The 17,496-nt window shown below is 58.7% G+C and carries 15 protein-coding genes; 6 read left to right on the top strand and 9 right to left on the bottom strand.

Features of this window, described 5'->3' with window-relative positions; all coding sequences use genetic code 11:
• Nucleotides 1-143: 143 nt before the first annotated feature.
• From hutU to hutC, 3 genes are all read right to left on the bottom strand, one after another.
• Nucleotides 144-1,814 (bottom strand): urocanate hydratase, encoded by a 1,671-nt coding sequence (gene hutU, locus AB4P90_RS02685; protein ID WP_038448530.1) that lies wholly within the window; start codon nt 1,812-1,814, stop codon nt 144-146.
• Nucleotides 1,815-2,215: 401 nt separating this feature from the next.
• Nucleotides 2,216-2,776 (bottom strand): HutD family protein, encoded by a 561-nt coding sequence (locus AB4P90_RS02680; RefSeq protein WP_014716532.1) that lies wholly within the window; start codon nt 2,774-2,776, stop codon nt 2,216-2,218.
• Nucleotides 2,773-3,483: a histidine utilization repressor gene (hutC, locus tag AB4P90_RS02675; protein WP_224796965.1), complete on the bottom strand. Its 711-nt coding sequence runs from the start codon at nt 3,481-3,483 to the stop codon at nt 2,773-2,775. The genes AB4P90_RS02680 and hutC overlap by 4 nt, the downstream gene beginning before the upstream one ends.
• Nucleotides 3,484-3,630: 147 nt before the next feature.
• Here hutC and AB4P90_RS02670 point away from each other — a divergent pair, with 147 nt between their 5' ends.
• Nucleotides 3,631-4,995, top strand: a complete 1,365-nt coding sequence (locus AB4P90_RS02670) for a formimidoylglutamate deiminase (protein ID WP_395605636.1) — start codon at nt 3,631-3,633, stop codon at nt 4,993-4,995.
• Between the two features lie 126 nt (nt 4,996-5,121).
• Here AB4P90_RS02670 and AB4P90_RS02665 read toward each other — a convergent pair whose 3' ends face one another.
• Both AB4P90_RS02665 and AB4P90_RS02660 read right to left on the bottom strand, forming a co-directional pair.
• The gene (locus AB4P90_RS02665; protein WP_014716529.1) at nt 5,122-5,691 is read right to left on the bottom strand and encodes a lipocalin family protein; all 570 of its coding nucleotides are present in this window, start codon (nt 5,689-5,691) and stop codon (nt 5,122-5,124) included.
• A 30-nt stretch (nt 5,692-5,721) separates the two neighbouring features.
• Nucleotides 5,722-5,976 carry a hypothetical protein gene (locus tag AB4P90_RS02660; protein ID WP_003187823.1) on the bottom strand — a complete coding sequence of 85 codons (255 nt, stop codon included), beginning with the start codon at nt 5,974-5,976 and terminating at the stop codon, nt 5,722-5,724.
• 220 nt (nt 5,977-6,196) lie between these two features.
• Here AB4P90_RS02660 and AB4P90_RS02655 point away from each other — a divergent pair, with 220 nt between their 5' ends.
• Together AB4P90_RS02655 and AB4P90_RS02650 are read left to right on the top strand one after the other, a co-directional pair.
• Nucleotides 6,197-6,469, top strand: a complete 273-nt coding sequence (locus tag AB4P90_RS02655) for a type II toxin-antitoxin system Phd/YefM family antitoxin (RefSeq protein ID WP_003171142.1) — start codon at nt 6,197-6,199, stop codon at nt 6,467-6,469.
• Nucleotides 6,466-6,789, top strand: a complete 324-nt coding sequence (locus AB4P90_RS02650; protein WP_014716528.1) for a type II toxin-antitoxin system RelE/ParE family toxin — start codon at nt 6,466-6,468, stop codon at nt 6,787-6,789. Before AB4P90_RS02655 ends, AB4P90_RS02650 begins: the two co-directional genes overlap by 4 nt.
• 57 nt (nt 6,790-6,846) lie before the next feature.
• Here the strand turns inward: AB4P90_RS02650 and AB4P90_RS02645 are convergent, their stop codons facing one another.
• Both AB4P90_RS02645 and AB4P90_RS02640 read right to left on the bottom strand, forming a co-directional pair.
• Nucleotides 6,847-7,857 carry a class 1 fructose-bisphosphatase gene (locus AB4P90_RS02645; protein ID WP_003187818.1) on the bottom strand — a complete coding sequence of 337 codons (1,011 nt, stop codon included), beginning with the start codon at nt 7,855-7,857 and terminating at the stop codon, nt 6,847-6,849.
• Between the two features lie 216 nt (nt 7,858-8,073).
• Nucleotides 8,074-10,524: a glycogen/starch/alpha-glucan phosphorylase gene (locus AB4P90_RS02640; protein ID WP_020302392.1), complete on the bottom strand. Its 2,451-nt coding sequence runs from the start codon at nt 10,522-10,524 to the stop codon at nt 8,074-8,076.
• A 237-nt stretch (nt 10,525-10,761) separates the two neighbouring features.
• Here AB4P90_RS02640 and AB4P90_RS02635 point away from each other — a divergent pair, with 237 nt between their 5' ends.
• Nucleotides 10,762-11,196, top strand: coding sequence for a YkgJ family cysteine cluster protein (locus AB4P90_RS02635; RefSeq protein WP_003187815.1), 435 nt, complete (start codon nt 10,762-10,764; stop codon nt 11,194-11,196).
• Nucleotides 11,197-11,405: 209 nt separating this feature from the next.
• On the opposite strand, the gene typA is transcribed toward AB4P90_RS02635, so the two are convergent.
• Both typA and thiI read right to left on the bottom strand, forming a co-directional pair.
• The gene (typA, locus tag AB4P90_RS02630) at nt 11,406-13,226 is read right to left on the bottom strand and encodes a translational GTPase TypA (protein WP_014716526.1); all 1,821 of its coding nucleotides are present in this window, start codon (nt 13,224-13,226) and stop codon (nt 11,406-11,408) included.
• 139 nt (nt 13,227-13,365) lie between these two features.
• On the bottom strand, nt 13,366-14,820 hold the full coding sequence (gene thiI / locus AB4P90_RS02625) for a tRNA uracil 4-sulfurtransferase ThiI (RefSeq protein ID WP_014716525.1): 1,455 nt from the start codon (nt 14,818-14,820) through the stop codon (nt 13,366-13,368).
• 334 nt (nt 14,821-15,154) lie between these two features.
• On the opposite strand from thiI, the gene glnA reads away from it, so the two are divergent.
• Nucleotides 15,155-16,561, top strand: coding sequence for a type I glutamate--ammonia ligase (glnA, locus tag AB4P90_RS02620; RefSeq protein ID WP_003187811.1), 1,407 nt, complete (start codon nt 15,155-15,157; stop codon nt 16,559-16,561).
• A 204-nt stretch (nt 16,562-16,765) separates the two neighbouring features.
• Nucleotides 16,766-17,302 (top strand): chorismate mutase, encoded by a 537-nt coding sequence (locus AB4P90_RS02615; RefSeq protein ID WP_014716524.1) that lies wholly within the window; start codon nt 16,766-16,768, stop codon nt 17,300-17,302.
• Nucleotides 17,303-17,496 lie beyond the last annotated feature (194 nt).

Raw genomic sequence — 17,496 nt, 5'->3', positions numbered from 1 at the left:
TCAACCTCTGATGGATTGTTTTGTATGCATCTTGCTCTTCTGTGGGCGCTGGCTTGCCTGCGATAGCATCACCGCGGTCTTACTGTCAGACCGCGTCGTCTGCATCGCAGGCAAGCCAGCTCCCACAGGTACTGCGCCACCCGTTACTTGATCATCGGCAGGTTCAGGCCTTGTTCCTTGGCGCAGTCGATAGCGATCTGGTAACCCGCATCCGCATGACGCATCACCCCGGTCGCCGGGTCGTTGTGCAGCACGCGGGCAATCCGCTCGGCCGCTTCGTCAGTACCGTCGCAGACAATCACCATCCCTGAGTGCTGGGAGAAGCCCATGCCCACGCCACCACCGTGGTGCAGCGACACCCAGGTCGCGCCGCTCGCGGTATTAAGCAAGGCGTTGAGCAGCGGCCAGTCGGACACAGCATCGGAGCCGTCCTGCATGGCTTCGGTTTCGCGGTTCGGGCTGGCGACCGAGCCGGAGTCCAGGTGGTCACGGCCGATCACGACCGGCGCGGACAGCTCGCCGCTGCGCACCATTTCGTTGAACGCCAGGCCCAACTTGGCACGCTGGCCCAGGCCGACCCAGCAGATACGTGCCGGCAGACCCTGGAAGCTGATGCGCTCGCGGGCCATGTCCAGCCAGTTGTGCAGGTGGGCGTCGTCCGGGATCAGTTCTTTGACTTTGGCGTCGGTCTTGTAGATGTCTTGCGGGTCACCGGACAGCGCCGCCCAACGGAACGGGCCGATGCCACGGCAGAACAGTGGGCGGATGTAGGCCGGTACGAAGCCTGGGAAGTCGAACGCGTTTTCCACGCCCTCTTCCTGGGCCATCTGGCGGATGTTGTTGCCGTAGTCGAAGGTCGGGATGCCTTGCTTCTGGAATTCGAGCATGGCTTTGACGTGGACGGCCATCGACTGCTTGGCGGCCTTGATCACGACGGCCGGCTCGGTCTTGGCGCGAGCGCGGTATTCGTCCCAGGTCCAGCCGGCCGGCAGGTAACCATTGAGTGGGTCGTGGGCGCTGGTCTGGTCGGTGACCATGTCCGGGCGCACGCCACGCTTGACCAGTTCTGGCAGGATCTCTGCGGCGTTGCCCAGCAGCGCGATGGAGATGGCCTTGCCTTCCTTGGTGTATTTGGCGATGCGCGCCAGGGCGTCGTCGAGGTCGGTGGCCTGCTCGTCGACGTAGCGGCTGTTCAGGCGGAAGTCGATGCTGACTTGCTGGCACTCGATGTTCAGCGAGCAGGCGCCGGCCAGGGTCGCGGCCAATGGCTGCGCGCCGCCCATGCCGCCGAGGCCGGCGGTGAGTACCCAACGGCCGGTGAGGTCACTGTTGTAATGCTGGCGACCGGCTTCCACGAAGGTTTCGTAGGTGCCTTGGACAATGCCTTGGCTGCCGATGTAGATCCAGCTGCCGGCGGTCATCTGGCCGTACATGGCCAGGCCCTTGGCATCCAGTTCGTTGAAATGCTCCCAGCTGGCCCAGTGCGGTACCAGATTGGAGTTGGCAATCAGCACGCGCGGGGCGTTGCTGTGGGTCTTGAACACGCCGACCGGCTTACCGGATTGCACCAGCAGGGTTTCGTCGTCGTTCAGATTAGTAAGGCTCTCGACGATCTGGTCGTAGCACTCCCAGTTGCGCGCCGCACGGCCGATACCGCCGTACACCACCAGTTCTTTGGGGTTCTCGGCCACTTGTGGGTCGAGGTTGTTCATCAGCATGCGCAGCGGCGCTTCGGTCAGCCAGCTTTTGGCGGTGAGCTTGTTACCGCGGGCGGCGCGGATTTCGACGTCACGGTATTTTGTAGGCTTGGTCACAGCTAGGACTCCTCGGCGATCGATGCGCGAACAGGGATGGTGCAAAGTCTTACGCACACATCTTTACTTGTATGTACAAGCATATGCAATCGAGCGGCCAACTTTAGCCAGGAGTGGTTGGGTTTTTTTTGCACGGGGCGTGCGAGCCTTGTAAATCAAGGCTTCAAAGCTTGATGAAATTTCTTACGGAGGTTTGTTGCAGCGCGGGGAATTTGTCACGGCAGCGAAGCTTTGCGTCACGCTGGGGCATTCGGTAACAAATTGGTGCGCGGAGTGGAAACAGATTTTGTGAACAATGCAAAAACAAAGGTGGGAGCTGGCTTGTCTGCGATAGCGGTGTGTCAGTCAGCGCATCAGCTACTGATATACCGCTATCGCAGGCAAGCCAGCTCCCACAGTTTTTAATCGCGTGCGGTCAGTTCGATGATGCAGCAGCGGCCAGTGACAGAGATATCCAGCAGGCCCGTGTTACCGTCCACTTGCAGGCAATCATGGTGGCCGAGCTTCTCGCCCAGCACCTTCACCTCATCCGCCACGCTGAACACCAGCACCGTCTGCGCGGTGCTGAAAAACTGCTGCACGCCATCCACCCACTGCAAGCGTGCGTGGTAACGCTGTGGCGAGTAGATCAGGTTGAAGTCGCGAATCGGCCCCGTGATCAAACGGCATGACACCTGGCTTTCGCCGTTGAACGCGAACGGCTGCAACGGTAACAACCCGCGCTGCTCCTCACCGTCTACGGTCAACACCATGCCGGCGCCTTTGATCACCGTAATCACGCGCTGGTAGCCGGCGAAGGTGGAAAACCCACCCGATTCGGCGATATCGGCAATCGACAAACGCCAGCCAAAACCCTCCAGGCCGGTGCCGGCGTCGCGACTGATTTCTTCGGTACTGCCGCCGCCGTTCTTCCACGGCATGCGCACGTAGTCGGCGGCACGCCAGACGTTGATCTCACTCATTTACTGAAGCGTCCTTCGAGGCTGTGACGGGAACCGGGGTGGATCAACCGCGCCGCAGTGACCGGCTGGCGACCCGACCAGGTGCGTCGGCGAATCAACAGGCACGGCTCGCTCGGCTCGATCTGCAACAATTTGCACTCGGCGGCATCGGCGAGGATCGCCTCAACCACATGCTCGCCCTCAGTCAACGGCGCGACCTGGTTCAAATAGGCATACGGGGTTTGCTGGGTGAAGTCCTGCTGCAAGTATTCCGGCGCGACCAGGGCGTTGACGAAACGGTCTTCTATTTGCACAGGAATGTCGTTCTCGTAATGCACGATCAACGAGTGGAACACCCGCCCGCCTTCGCGCATTTCCAAGGCAACGGCGCGTTCGGAGCCGGCGGCCTCTTCGCCCAGGGTGATCACCTGGCAAGTGTGCCGATGCCCGCGGGAGGCGATTTCATCGGCGATGTTATGCACTTCAAACAGGGCTGACTGGCTTTTCGGCTCGGCAACAAACGTACCCACACCCTGCATACGCACTAGCAGGCCTTCGGCGGTCAGCTCGCGCAGGGCGCGGTTGATGGTCATGCGGCTGAAGCCCAACTGGCTGACCAGCTCGCTTTCCGACGGCACGCGGTAATGGGGCGGCCAGTTGCCGTTGAGGATCTGCTGGCTGATCATCTGTTTGACGCGGGCATACAAGGGCGCCGGACTTTCGTCCATGTGGGCAGCCAGCGAAGACTTGGCGGGCGGAGTCGGCACAGGGAATCCTTGCAGGGGAAAAAGATGCATAGATTGCCGGAGTTTACCGAGCAGGCAAACGTCTGTATATGTATATACAAATAAACACACGACCGGGGTGCCTTGATCATGTCCGCTTTCTTTGCCGAACGCGCACTGCTGCCTAATGGATGGGCCAATGATGTACGTCTTGAAGTCAGCACCGATGGCCTGCTGACAAAGGTTGAGCCCAATGCCAGTGCAGAAGGTGCGGAACGGCTCAGGGGCCCGGTGTTGGCGGGCATGCCGAACCTGCATTCCCATGCCTTCCAGCGCGCCATGGCGGGCTTGGCCGAAGTGGCCGGCAACCCCAATGACAGCTTCTGGACCTGGCGCGACTTGATGTACCGCATGGTCGGCAAGATCAACCCCGAGCAGTTACAGATCATCGCCCGCCAGCTGTATATCGAAATGCTCAAGGCCGGCTACACCTCGGTGGCCGAGTTCCATTACGTGCACCACGATCTCAGCGGCCAGCCCTATGCCGACTGTACGGAACTGTCCCGCCAGATCAGCCAGGCGGCCGCCAGCAGCGGGATCGGCCTGACCTTGCTGCCAGTGCTCTACACCCACGCGGGCTTTGGTGGCCAAGCGCCGAATGAAGGCCAGCGACGGTTTATCAACAGCACGGAACACTACCTGGACTTGCAAGCGCGCCTGCAGCCCATTCTGGCGGCACAACCGGCGCAGCAACTGGGTCTGTGCTTCCACTCCCTGCGCGCCGTCACCCCCGAACAAATCCATACCGTGCTGGCCGCCAGTGACAAGAGCTGCCCGGTGCATGTCCACATCGCCGAACAGCAAAAAGAAGTCGACGACTGCTTGGCCTGGAGCGGCAAGCGCCCGTTGCAATGGCTGTATGACAATGTCGAGGTGGATGAGCGCTGGTGCCTGGTGCACGCCACCCATGCCGATGCCGACGAAGTGACACGCATGGCCAACAGCCGAGCGATTGCCGGTTTGTGCCTGACCACGGAGGCCAACCTGGGCGATGGGATTTTTCCTGCGGTGGACTTCCTCGCCCAGGGCGGCCGCATGGGCATTGGTTCCGACAGCCATGTGTCACTGAGCGTGGTGGAAGAACTGCGTTGGCTGGAATACGGCCAGCGCCTGCGCGATCAACGGCGTAATCGGTTGTATCGCAGTGACCAACCGATGGTGGGTCGCACGCTGTTCGATGCTGCGCTGGACGGTGGCGCACAAGCGCTGGGCCAGCCGATTGGTCGACTGCAAGTGGGCAAGCGCGCGGACTGGATAGTGCTGGACGGTAGCGACCCGTACCTGGCGACGGCCAGTGAGGATGAGATTCTCAACCGCTGGCTATTTGCCGGTGGTGATCGGCAAGTGCGCGATGTACTGGTCAATGGCAAGTGGGTGGTGCGAGATGGGCATCATGCTGGCGAAGAAGACAGCAGCCGGGCATTCACCCAGGTCCTGAAGGACTTGCTGAACTAACGGCCAACCCATGACAACTGTGGGAGCTGGCTTGCCTGCGATAGCATCAACCCGGTGCAACTGATGCACCGAGGTGCCTGTATCGCAGGCAAGCCAGCTCCCACATTGGGTTGAGGGTACTCAGGATTACTGAGAGGACTTTGCCATCTGCTTGTCCGACGTACGCCAGATCAGCCGCGTGGTGTCATACCCTTGCTGTCGCGCCCTGCTCAGCAGGTCTTCGCGGGTATCGGCACTCACCGTCGGCGTGCGCGACAGGATCCACATATAGCGCCGGCTCGGGCTGCCGACGATGGCGGTCTTGTAGTCATCGCTGACATACAGCACCCAGTAGTCGCCCTTGGCAACGCCCGGCAACAGTGATGTAAACCAGTTATTGAATTCCACCCACAGCTTGTCGGTCTTGCCTGGTACCTGCGGCGTAGCCGTGCCTTTGGCCTCTTGCCACTTCCACTCAGGCGTCAGGCAGCGGTTGAACACCGACATGTCACCATCAGGCAGCAAGGTATAGCGGGCTTCGGATTGCGCACAGTTGCGCTGAAAGTACATCGGCAACCGGGCCAACTCATACCAGGTGCCCTGGTAACGCTTGAGGTTGACGTTGCTCGCAGTCTTGGGTTGCAGATCATCGCCAGAATGGCTGGCGCAGCCCGCCAAAAACAGGCTGGCGCAAAGGAACAAAACAAAACGCATCATTCTTCTTCTCCCGCAGGCTCGCGCCCCGGTTTACTTCAGGCCTTGCCCGGAAAACATCAGAACTTTGTCACCGGCGTACTGCACGCTGATAAAGCTGTTTTTATCGCCCCAGGTGCAGCTGGACATGCCCAGTGCGCCGGAACAATCGGTTGGCTTGCCCAGCAACGACTCCACCTCGGCCTTGGCCATGCCGGCTGAGAGCTTTTGGTAGTTTTCTTGGGTGACCTTGCTGCAAGCGGCTAAGAGCACGCAAAAAGCCAGCAGGGCGAGACGGCGTATAGACATGGAAAAGCTCCTGGAGAGACAAAGCAGCTGGGGTATCTGCCAGAAGCTTAGAAGGGAAAAGGGGTGTCTGGTTCCCGATGGGGGGTGCTATTTATTTTTTATGTGAACTGGCCCCTTGAACCGTGTTTTCGAGTGAAAAATCACCGCCTTTCATCAGTTGCTGTCTAGCAAAGACCAAATTAAGACTAAAATCAGTCACACCTTGAGCAGGGGTCATCCCATGAAATTTTCTTCGCAGATAAAGCCGATCAGCTACTTGAAAAGTCATACCGCCGAGATCGTCAAAACACTCACGGAAAGCCGCGAACCCCTGGTCATCACCCAAAATGGCGAAGCGAAGCTGGTGGTGATGGATGTGAAGAGTTTTGAGGAGCAGGCAGAAACCATGGCCTTGTTAAAGCTATTGGCCCTGGGCAACCGGCAGATTGAATTGGGGCAGTTTCAAGACATGGAGGACGTGTTCGCCGAGCTGGACAAGGACGACGCTCAATGACATTCAAGGTTGTGATTCTTCACTCGGCAAAACGCGACCTTAAAGATATCAAGTCATACCTCATCCGGCAGTTCTCGACATCGACCTGGCAGCAGTCCTACGACGCGATGAAACAGGCCATGCGACTGCTTGAGTCTCAACCCTATGCTGGCTCGATACCGCAAGAGATCGAGAAGTTGAATCTCAGCCAATATCGACAGGTTGTCTGTGGCATGAATCGGATCATCTACGAAATTCGAGACCCGATCATTTACGTCCACATCATCGCCGACACTCGGAAAAACCTGCAGGCGTTGCTGCTGAAAAACCTTATTCAATAAAAACAAAAGCCCCGAAGCGCTGAGCGCATTTCGGGGCTTTTTTGTTACCGCAAGCTCTTACTTCTTGTGATAAGCCGTCACGCGCTCAACTTCTTCCTTCGAACCCAGGAACACCGCCACACGCTGGTGCAGGCCTTCAGGCTGGATGTCGAGGATGCGCTGGTGGCCGTCGGTAGACGCACCGCCTGCCTGTTCAACCAAAAACGACATCGGGTTGGCTTCGTACATCAGGCGCAGCTTGCCTGGCTTGGACGGCTCGCGGCTGTCGCGTGGGTACATGAACAGGCCACCACGGGTCAGGATGCGGTGCACGTCGGCAACCATCGCGGCTACCCAGCGCATGTTGAAGTTCTTCTTCAACGGGCCTTCTTCGCCTTCCATCAGCTCGTTGACGTAGCGCTTCACCGGTTCTTCCCAGTGGCGCTGGTTGGACATGTTGATGGCAAATTCCTGGGTAGAAGCAGGAATCGAAATGTCTTCGTGGGTGAGTACGAAGCTGCCCATTTCACGGTCCAGGGTGAAGCCTTTGACGCCGTCGCCCAGGGTCAGCACCAGCATGGTCTGTGGGCCGTAGATCGCGTAGCCGGCAGCAACCTGCTCGGTGCCTGGTTGCAGGAAGGCCTTTTCGTTCAGGGCTTCGTTCTGGCTCAGGTATTCGTTGGGGCAACGCAGCACCGAGAAGATGGTGCCGACCGGTGCGTTAATGTCGATGTTGGACGAACCGTCCAGTGGGTCGAATACCAGCAGGTATGCGCCCTTCGGGTATTTGCCTGGGATCTGGTAGGCATTGTCCATTTCTTCGGACGCCATGCCGGCCAGGTGGCCACCCCATTCGTTGGCTTCGAGCAGGATTTCGTTGGACAGAACGTCCAGTTTCTTCTGCACTTCGCCCTGCACGTTTTCAGTGCCCATGCTGCCCAGGACACCGCCCAGTGCGCCTTTGGAAACGGCGTGGCTGATTTCCTTGCAAGCACGCGCCACCACTTCGATAAGGAAGCGCAGATCGGCAGGCGTGTTGTTGCTGCGGGTCTGCTCGATCAAATAGCGACTCAAGGTAACGCGGGACATGGACGGCTCCGGAGAATGGGGGGCTGAAAACCCGCGCAGTTTAGCGCGAGTCGAGGCTGATTTCCTCTAATCAGAGGATTTAACGCCAATAGAGTTCACGACCAGGCTTGATGTGGGAGGGGGCTTGCCCCCGATTGCGGTCATTCAGTCAATGCATGAGTGACTGATCAACCGCTATCGGGGGCAAGCCCCCTCCCACATTTTTAACCGCGGCCGTCAGTCGAGGGCTTTCCAGATTTCGGTGGCATATTCGCGGATGGTGCGGTCCGAGCTGAACCAGCCCATGCGCGCTGTGTTGAGCACGGCCGAGCGCCACCAGGCCTTGGAGTCGTGCCAATGCGCCTCGACCCGCGCCTGGGCGTCCCAGTAGGCGTCAAAGTCGGCACACACCAGGAACCGGTCGTAGTCGATCAGCCCATCGATCAGGCCCACATAGCGGCCCGGGTCGTCCGGCGAAAACACCCCGCCACGGATCGCTTGCAGCACATCATTCAAACGATGGGAGGCTGCGATATCCGGCCCGGCGTTGAACTCGCCGGCGTGTTTGCGGGCCTCCACCTGCTGGGCACTGAGGCCAAAGATAAACATGTGCTCGGCGCCGACACGCTCGTGCATCTCCACGTTGGCGCCGTCCATGGTGCCGATGGTCAGCGCGCCGTTGAGGCCGAACTTCATGTTGCTGGTGCCGGACGCTTCGAAACCGGCGGTGGAAATCTGCTCCGACAAATCCGCTGCCGGAATGATGCTTTCCGCCAGGCTGACGTTGTAGTTGGGCAGGAACACCACCTTGAGCAAACCGCGCACGGTCGGGTCGTTGTTGACGGTGCGGGCGATGTCGTTGGTCAGCTTGATGATCAGCTTGGCCTGGTGGTAGCTGGCTGCCGCCTTGCCGGCAAAGATCTTGACCCGAGGCACCCAGTCGATGCCCGGCTCGGCACGGATCGCCTGGTACAGCGCCACGGTGTGCAGCAGGTTGAGCAGTTGGCGCTTGTATTCGTGGATGCGCTTGACCTGCACGTCGAACATCGCCGCCGGGTTGATCGCAATGCCCAGGCGCTCATGGATGATCTGCGCCAGGGCGCGCTTGCTGTGCAGGCGCTGCTCAGCAAATGCTTTGCGAAAGGCCGGTTTCTCGGCAAAGGGTTCCAACTCGATAAGACGCTGCTCGGGCTGGTCGAGAATATCCGGGCCCAGCGCTTCCACCAGCATATCGGTCAACTTGGGGTTGGCCTGATACAGCCAGCGACGGAAGGTAATGCCGTTGGTTTTGTTATTGATGCGTTCGGGGTAGAGCTTGTGCAGTTCGGAGAACACCGTGCTGCGCATCAGCTGGGTATGCAAACCGGACACGCCGTTGACGCTATGGGAGCCCAGGAACGCCAGGTTGCCCATGCGCACGCGGCGGCCGTTGTCTTCTTCGATCAGCGACACAGCGCGCAAAACATCGAAGTCGTGGATGCCTTTGGCACGCAGCGAGTCGATATGCTGGGCGTTGATCAGGTAGATGATCTGCATGTGCCGGGGCAGCATGCGTTCCATCAAACCTACCGGCCAGGTTTCCAGCGCTTCGGGCAGCAGGGTGTGGTTGGTATACGAAAGGGTCTCGACGGTGACATCCCACGCGGCTTCCCAGGGAATGTCATGCAAATCGACCAGCTGGCGCATCAACTCGGCCACGGCGATGGACGGGTGGGTGTCGTTGAGTTGGATGGCGGCGTGCTCGCCCAGGCTCAATACCGAACCGTGCATGTTCTTGTGGCGGCGCAACAAGTCCTGCAGGGACGCGGAGACGAAGAAATATTCCTGGCGCAGGCGCAGTTCCTGCCCTGCTTCGGTGCTGTCGGCCGGGTAAAGCACTCGGGAGATGCTTTCGGCGCGGGCCACTTCGGCGACGGCGCCCAAATGGTCACCGGCATTAAAGCGCTCCAGGTGCAGGTCTTCTACGGCCCGTGCACGCCAGAGGCGCAGGGTGTTGACGCTGGCCCCGCGCCAACCGACGACCGGCGTGTCATAGGCCACGGCACGTACGGTTTCGTTGGGCGACCACACCTGGATCATCTTGCCGGAGGCGTCCGCAATGGTTTCAACGCTCCCGCCAAAGCCGATCGGGTAAATCACCTCGGCGCGCTCGAATTCCCAAGGGTTGCCGAAATCCAGCCAGCGTTCGGTCTGCTCCTGCTGCCAACCGTCGACAATGGCCTGGCGGAACAAGCCGTGTTCATAACGAATGCCGTAACCGTGGCCCGCAATGCCCAGCGTCGACATGCTTTCCATAAAGCACGCCGCCAGACGGCCCAGACCACCGTTGCCGAGCGCCGCGTCGGGCTCCAGCAGGCGGATGCGCTCCAGATCCACGCCCAGCTCCGACAGCGCTTCGCGAGCGATCTCCAGCACACCCAGGTTGCTCAGGCTGTCGTAGAGCAAGCGGCCGATGAGAAATTCCAGGGACAGGTAATAAACACGCTTCTGGCCTTTGCGATAAATACGCCGCGTGTGGTCCATCCAGTGGTCGACCATCTGGTCGCGGGCGGCCAGGGCAATGGCTTCGAACCAGTCATGATCGAAGGCGTGATCCGGGTCCTTGCCCACCGCGTAGGTGAGTTTGGTCAAGACAGCATCGCGGAATGCGGCTACCTCTGCTTCTCGTGCAAGCGGTTCCTGAGACATCGGTGCGACCTCGGGCGAGATTGAAGGAGTTGCTAGAGCCTAGTCGGTCTGACAGACGGTAGACGTGCTGGTTCGGCAGTTTTTTAACTCATTCGCCATGGACTGAATTTGATGCAGGGGTCGTGCCCGATCAGGCAGTGGCCAAACCTTTGAGCTGAAACCTGCAAAATATTGTTCAAAAAACCACCAATCCCGGTATGATCCCGCGCCCGTATACCGCCCCACCCTGGAACCCTGATGAAGCCTCAACTGATCGCCGCCGCGGAACTCGACCGTTTAGAGACCTGGCAGAAATATTCCGCCCACATGTGCGGCGGCTGCGTGTCCAGCTGCTGCACCCTGCCGGTTGAGGTGAAGATCAAGGACCTGATCCGCATTGGCATCGTCGATGAGTTCGAGCGCGGCGATCCGCCGAAGAACATCGCCAAGCGTTTGCAGAAAGAAGGCATCGTCGAGCGGTACAACAACAAGTCCGAAATTTTTACCCTGCAGCGCATGAGCAACAACGACTGCCTGTACCTGGATCGTAAGACGCGCTTTTGCACTATTTATGACAAACGCCCGGATACGTGCCGCAACCACCCGAAAATCGGGCCGCGGCCGGGGTATTGCGCGTATAAGCCCAAGGAAGTGGTGCGCGAGACTAACTTCAAGACCCTCGACAAGTTCTAAGTTTTTGATCGTTCCCACGCTCTGCGTGGGAATGCAGCTGTGGACGCTCTGCGTCCGCTCTTGAAAGCGGGACGCGGAGCGTCCCACGCGGCGTTCCCACGCGGAGCGTGGGAACGATCACAACGGCACAGTCACCACAAAACCTGCAGGCATAAAAAAACGCCCCCGGCCTTTCGACCGGGGGCGTTTTTCATTCAGCCTGAGTTAACTCAGTTCTTGGCTTTCTTGGCAGCGCGGGTACGCTCGCCTTCGTCCAGGATCTTCTTACGCAGGCGGATCGACTTAGGCGTGACTTCGCACAGCTCGTCGTCCTGGATGAATTCCAGGGCCTGTTCCAGGGTAAAGCGAACAGGTGGAACCAGAGCGATGGTTTCGTCTTTGCCCGAAGCACGCATGTTGTCGAGCTTCTTGCCTTTGGTTGGGTTGACGCCCATGTCGTTGTCACGGCTGTTCAGACCAACGATCTGGCCGTTGTAGATCTCTTGACCGTGCTCAACGAACAGCTTGCCACGCGCCTGGAGGGTTTCCAGGGAGTAGGTCAGCGCCTTACCGGTTTCTACCGATACCAGAACACCGTTCTGACGGCCGGACATGTCGCCGGACTTCATGGTGTCGTAGCGATCGAAGATCGAGGTCAGGATGCCAGCACCGTTGGTCAGGGTCAGGAACTGGTTACGGAAACCGATCAGACCACGAGCAGGGATGTTGTATTCCAGACGCACACGGCCTTTGCCATCCGGCACCATGTTGGTCAGGTCGCCCTTACGCAGGCCCATCTCTTCCATGACCTTGCCCTGGGATTCTTCAGGGGTGTCAATGGTGACGTTTTCGAACGGTTCCTGCTTCACGCCGTCAACCTGACGGATGATCACTTCCGGACGACCAACACCCATTTCGAAGCCTTCGCGACGCATGGTTTCGATCAGTACCGAGAGGTGCAGCTCACCACGGCCGGAGACCTTGAACTTGTCAGCCGAGTCGCCTTCTTCAACGCGCAGAGCAACGTTGTACAGCAGCTCTTTGTCCAGACGCTCCTTGATGTTACGGGAGGTCACGAACTTGCCTTCTTTACCGCAGAAAGGCGAGTCGTTTACCTGGAAGGTCATGGAAACGGTTGGCTCGTCAACGGTCAGAGGCTTCATCGCCTCGACGTTGTCCGGCTGGCACAGGGTGTCGGAGATGAACAGCGAGTCCATACCGCTCACGCATACGATGTCGCCAGCGAAAGCTTCTTCAACGTCGATGCGGTGCAGGCCGTGGTGACCCATCAGCTTCAGGATACGACCGTTACGCTTCTTGCCGTCAGCGCCGATAGCAACAACCGGGGTGTTCGGCTTGACGCTACCACGAGCGATACGGCCAACGCCGATAACACCCAGGAAGCTGTTGTAGTCCAGTGCCGAGATTTGCATCTGGAACGGGCCTTCACGGTCGACTTTCGGTGCTGGTACGTTGTCGACGATCGACTGGTACAGCGGGGTCATGTCTTCAGCCATGTCGGTGTGGTCAAGACCAGCAATACCGTTCAGGGCCGAGGCGTAGATGACTTGGAAGTCCAGCTGTTCTTCGGTAGCACCCAGGTTGTCGAACAGGTCGAAGATCTGGTCCAGAACCCAGTCCGGACGCGCGCCTGGACGGTCAACCTTGTTGATGCACACGATCGGACGCAGGCCGGCTTCGAAAGCCTTCTTGGTCACGAAACGGGTTTGCGGCATAGGGCCGTCTTGAGCGTCAACCAGCAGCAGAACGGAGTCAACCATCGACATTACGCGCTCTACTTCGCCGCCGAAGTCGGCGTGGCCCGGGGTATCCACGATGTTGATGTGGTAGCCGTTCCAGTTGATAGCGGTGTTTTTAGCCAGGATGGTAATACCGCGCTCTTTTTCCTGGTCGTTGGAGTCCATCACGCGCTCGTCGTTGAGCTCGTTGCGCTCCAGGGTGCCGGATTGACGCAGGAGTTTGTCTACCAGGGTGGTTTTACCATGGTCAACGTGAGCAATGATGGCGATGTTACGTAGATTTTCGATCACTTGTGTATCTCGATCAGAGGATTCGGTGTGCTGACAGGTCGTGGCAGCGATTAACAGTAGAGTCAGGCCTTGCCGTTACAGCTTGACGGCAGAGTCGGGGGGCCGGTGACGCAGGCCACAGGCAAACAGCCCCGGGCTCTTAGCTCGGTCGATAAACGCGCACATTGGCATGCCCCTCACTGAGCAAATGGTGGGCATGCAGGCGACTCATCACGCCTTTGTCGCAATACAGCAGGTACTGACGGCTGTCATCCAGTTCCTTGAAACGCGCGTTCAATGCATAGAACGGCAGCGTTTGTACGTCGATGCCAGGAATCTCCAGCGGCTCGTCGTCGGCGGCATCCGGGTGACGGATGTCGATGATGATCTGGCCGGCCAGGGCTTCGCTGACTTCTTCGATCTGCACATCCTGGCCCAATTCGTCGATCACTCGATCGATTGGCACCAGCTTGGCGTTCTCGAGCGCACGCTCCAGAATCGCCATGTCGAATTCTTTTTCTTCATGCTCCACGCGGTGACGCTTGGCGTGGGTCTTGGGGTTCACCGAAATGACCCCGCAGTATTCAGGCATATGCTTGGCAAAGTCGGCGGTGCCGATTTGCTCGGCCAGGTCGATGATGTCCTGCTTGTGGCTGGCGATCAGCGGGCGCAGCACCAGCTTCTCGGTCACGCAATCAATGATCGACAGGTTCGGCAGCGTCTGGCTGGAAACCTGGGAAATCGCTTCGCCGGTCACCAGGGCGTCGATCTGCAATTGATCGGCGATTCGGGACGCAGCGCGCAACATCATACGCTTCAATACTACGCCCATATGACTGTTATCGACTTTGCCGAGAATTTCGCCCAGCACTTCCTCGAACGGCACGCTTACAAATAGCACGCGCTGGGAGCTGCCGTACTTCTTCCAGATAAAGTGCGCGACTTCCATCACGCCCAATTCGTGTGCACGCCCGCCCAGGTTGAAGAAGCAGAAATGGCTCATCAGGCCGCGACGCATGATCTGGTAGGCCGCCACCGTGGAATCGAAACCGCCGGACATCAATACCAGGGTCTGTTCCAAGGCACCCAGCGGGTAGCCGCCGATGCTGTTGTGCTGGCTGTGGATCACGAACAACCGTTGGTCGCGAATTTCCATGCGCACTTCAATTTGCGGCGCTTTGAGGGAAATTCCAGCGGCACCGCACTCGCGACGCAGCTTGCTGCCGACGTATTTCTCGACATCCATGGAGCTGAACGGGTGCTTGCCGGCACGCTTGCAACGCACCGAAAAAATCTTGCCTTCAAGCGCATTGCCGTAGTGCTGCTTGCACTTTTCGGTGATGTCGTCGAAGTCGCCCAGCGGGTACTCATCCACCTGCAGGAAATGCGCGATGCCCGGCATGCAGCTCAGGCGCTCGGTCATGTCCTTCAAGGCTTTGGCGTCGGTAATGCGGGTTTCCAGCTCGAGGTTGTCCCACACGCCGTTCACCACCACAGCCGGGTCCAGGTCACGGAGCACGGCACGGATGTTCTTGGCCAACTGACGGATGAAACGCGTCCGTACCGGTCGGCTTTTGATGGTGATCTCGGGGAAGACTTTAACGATTAATTTCATGGAAACAGCGCGCGCCGGGCCTGCTGAAAAAGGGGGGCGCGGATTATAGCGGAAATCGCTCAAGGTTTAACCAGTTAATATGCATTGCCTACGCAATGCACCAAAACGGGTCATTTACACAAATAAACGCTACATTGCAGTGCGCGATTTATGCCGTTTTTGCCGATTGCACCGTTATAGGGGCTATTTTGAGGCAAAACGGCCATGTTGGCGCACTGGCATGCAATTTGCTCTCTTGTGAGGCAGGTTGCCTTGGCGGAGTATCCGCGCCGGCATCACCCAAATTCTAAGGGCTAACTCCACTACCCAAGCCCGAAGCCACCCGGAGGACACCATGTCGAAGTCGGTTCAACTCATCAAAGATCATGACGTTAAATGGATTGATCTGCGCTTCACGGACACAAAAGGCACTCAGCACCACGTGACCATGCCGGCTCGCGATGCGCTGGAAGATGACTTCTTCGAAGTCGGCAAGATGTTCGACGGTTCCTCCATCGCCGGCTGGAAAGGCATCGAAGCCTCCGACATGATCCTGCTGCCAGACGACAGCACCGCCGTACTCGACCCGTTCACCGAAGAGCCAACCCTGATCCTGGTGTGCGACATCATCGAGCCTTCGACCATGCAAGGCTATGACCGCGACCCACGCGCCATCGCCCACCGTGCCGAGGAATATCTGAAGTCCACCGGTATCGGCGACACCGCATTCTTCGGCCCTGAGCCAGAGTTCTTCATCTTCGACTCGGTGAAGTTCAAATCCGACATCTCCGGCTCCATGTTCAAGATTTTCTCCGAGCAAGGTTCGTGGATGTCCGACCAGGACGTGGAAGGCGGCAACAAAGGCCACCGTCCAGGCGTGAAAGGCGGCTACTTCCCAGTACCACCGTTCGACTTCGACCATGAAATCCGTACCTCCATGTGCAACGCACTGGAAGAAATGGGCCAGACCGTTGAAGTTCACCACCACGAAGTGGCGACTGCCGGCCAGAACGAAATCGGCGTGAAATTCAACACGCTGGTGAAGAAGGCTGACGAAGTTCAAACTCTGAAATACTGCGTGCACAACGTTGCCGATGCCTATGGCCGCACCGCTACCTTCATGCCTAAGCCGCTGTACGGCGATAACGGCTCAGGCATGCACGTTCACGTATCGATTTCCAAAGACGGCAAGAACACCTTCGCTGGCGAAGGCTATGCCGGCCTGTCCGATACCGCCCTGTACTTCATCGGCGGCATCATCAAGCACGGCAAGGCCCTGAACGGCTTCACCAACCCGTCGACCAACTCCTACAAGCGTCTGGTCCCAGGTTTTGAAGCGCCGGTGATGCTGGCCTACTCGGCACGCAACCGCTCCGCCTCGATCCGTATTCCTTACGTCAACAGCCCTAAAGGCCGTCGTATCGAAGCGCGCTTCCCAGACCCGGCTGCCAACCCTTACCTGGCCTTCGCCGCCCTGATGATGGCCGGCCTGGACGGTATCCAGAACAAGATCCACCCTGGCGACGCCGCCGACAAAAACTTGTACGACCTGCCGCCTGAAGAGGCCAAAGAGATCCCACAAGTGTGCGGCAGCCTGAAAGAAGCCCTGGAAGAGCTGGACAAGGGCCGTGCGTTCCTGACCAAAGGCGGCGTTTTCAGCGACGACTTCATCGACGCTTACATCGCCCTGAAAAGCGAAGAAGAAATCAAAGTACGCACCTTCGTACACCCACTGGAATACGAGCTGTACTACAGCTGCTGATCCGGTAGCGCTGCTTGAGGCAGCGTGATGAAAAAGACCTCCTTCGGGAGGTCTTTTTTTTGCCTGGGCGTTACGCTAGCCCAACTCTTCAAACCCAATCAAAGTGTGGGAGCTGGCTTGCCTGCGATAGCGCACTGCCGGCCACCTGCTGTATCACTGACACACCGCCATCGCGGGCAAGCCCGCTCCCACAGGAGATCACCTTTGAGATATCGACTTGTATTTGCCCTGCTGTTCATCAGTGCCAGTGCGAGCGCTGCGCCGCCTACGCTCGAACCCCTGCTCAACAGCATCGCCGAACGCCTTGAGATTGCCGACCAGGTAGCACTGAGCAAGTGGGACAGCCACAAGCCCGTGGAGGACAAGAAGCGCGAACAAGAGGTGATCGCCAGCGTCACTGCCCAGGCGCCGAGCTACAAGCTGGACCCGGCCGCTGCCGAGCAGTTCTTCGCCGCCCAGATCGAAGCCAACAAACTGGTGCAATATACCCACCTGTCCGACTGGCAGTTCCAGGGCAAAGCGCCCGACGACCCGCGCCCGGATCTGGTCCAGCAGATTCGCCCGCAATTGGACGCGCTGCAAAAAAGGCTGCTGCAGCAGTTGGCTGACTTCACGCCCCTGCGCACAGACCCCAAATGCCCCCAATGGCTGGCCGAGGCCGTGCACGAACCGCTGAATGATCCGCTGCGCCAGCTGGCGATGATCCGCGCCACCGCCGAGCTTTGCATCTATAAAGGTTAAAAGGACTGCAAATCCAATTAAAAATGTGGGAGCTGGCTTGCCTGCGATAACGATGTTGAATGCACCACAGCTATCGCAGGCAAGCCAGCTCCCACACTGACTGCGATTTGCCTTCAATCTTCAGTGGCTGAACAACCTTCACAAAACCGCACTATATTGGTGCGATAGCCTGCACCCTTCTCAATTGCCCAGCC

This window comes from Pseudomonas sp. B16120, from assembly GCF_044218845.1.
Lineage (GTDB): Bacteria > Pseudomonadota > Gammaproteobacteria > Pseudomonadales > Pseudomonadaceae > Aquipseudomonas > Aquipseudomonas paracarnis.
The sequence above is the reverse complement of the archived record's forward strand: the minus strand, read 5'-3'. Positions and strand labels throughout refer to the sequence as shown.

Coding starts and splice junctions, on each gene's coding strand:
- AB4P90_RS02645 (WP_003187818.1), bottom strand. CDS start 7,857: ATGTCCCGCGTTACCTTGAGTCGCTATTTGATCGAGCAGACCCGCAGC.
- AB4P90_RS02680 (WP_014716532.1), bottom strand. CDS start 2,776: ATGAGTGAGATCAACGTCTGGCGTGCCGCCGACTACGTGCGCATGCCG.
- AB4P90_RS02665 (WP_014716529.1), bottom strand. CDS start 5,691: ATGATGCGTTTTGTTTTGTTCCTTTGCGCCAGCCTGTTTTTGGCGGGC.
- AB4P90_RS02640 (WP_020302392.1), bottom strand. CDS start 10,524: ATGTCTCAGGAACCGCTTGCACGAGAAGCAGAGGTAGCCGCATTCCGC.
- glnA (WP_003187811.1), top strand. CDS start 15,155: ATGTCGAAGTCGGTTCAACTCATCAAAGATCATGACGTTAAATGGATT.
- thiI (WP_014716525.1), bottom strand. CDS start 14,820: ATGAAATTAATCGTTAAAGTCTTCCCCGAGATCACCATCAAAAGCCGA.
- AB4P90_RS02655 (WP_003171142.1), top strand. CDS start 6,197: ATGAAATTTTCTTCGCAGATAAAGCCGATCAGCTACTTGAAAAGTCAT.
- AB4P90_RS02660 (WP_003187823.1), bottom strand. CDS start 5,976: ATGTCTATACGCCGTCTCGCCCTGCTGGCTTTTTGCGTGCTCTTAGCC.
- hutC (WP_224796965.1), bottom strand. CDS start 3,483: ATGGACGAAAGTCCGGCGCCCTTGTATGCCCGCGTCAAACAGATGATC.
- AB4P90_RS02635 (WP_003187815.1), top strand. CDS start 10,762: ATGAAGCCTCAACTGATCGCCGCCGCGGAACTCGACCGTTTAGAGACC.
- AB4P90_RS02670 (WP_395605636.1), top strand. CDS start 3,631: ATGTCCGCTTTCTTTGCCGAACGCGCACTGCTGCCTAATGGATGGGCC.
- AB4P90_RS02650 (WP_014716528.1), top strand. CDS start 6,466: ATGACATTCAAGGTTGTGATTCTTCACTCGGCAAAACGCGACCTTAAA.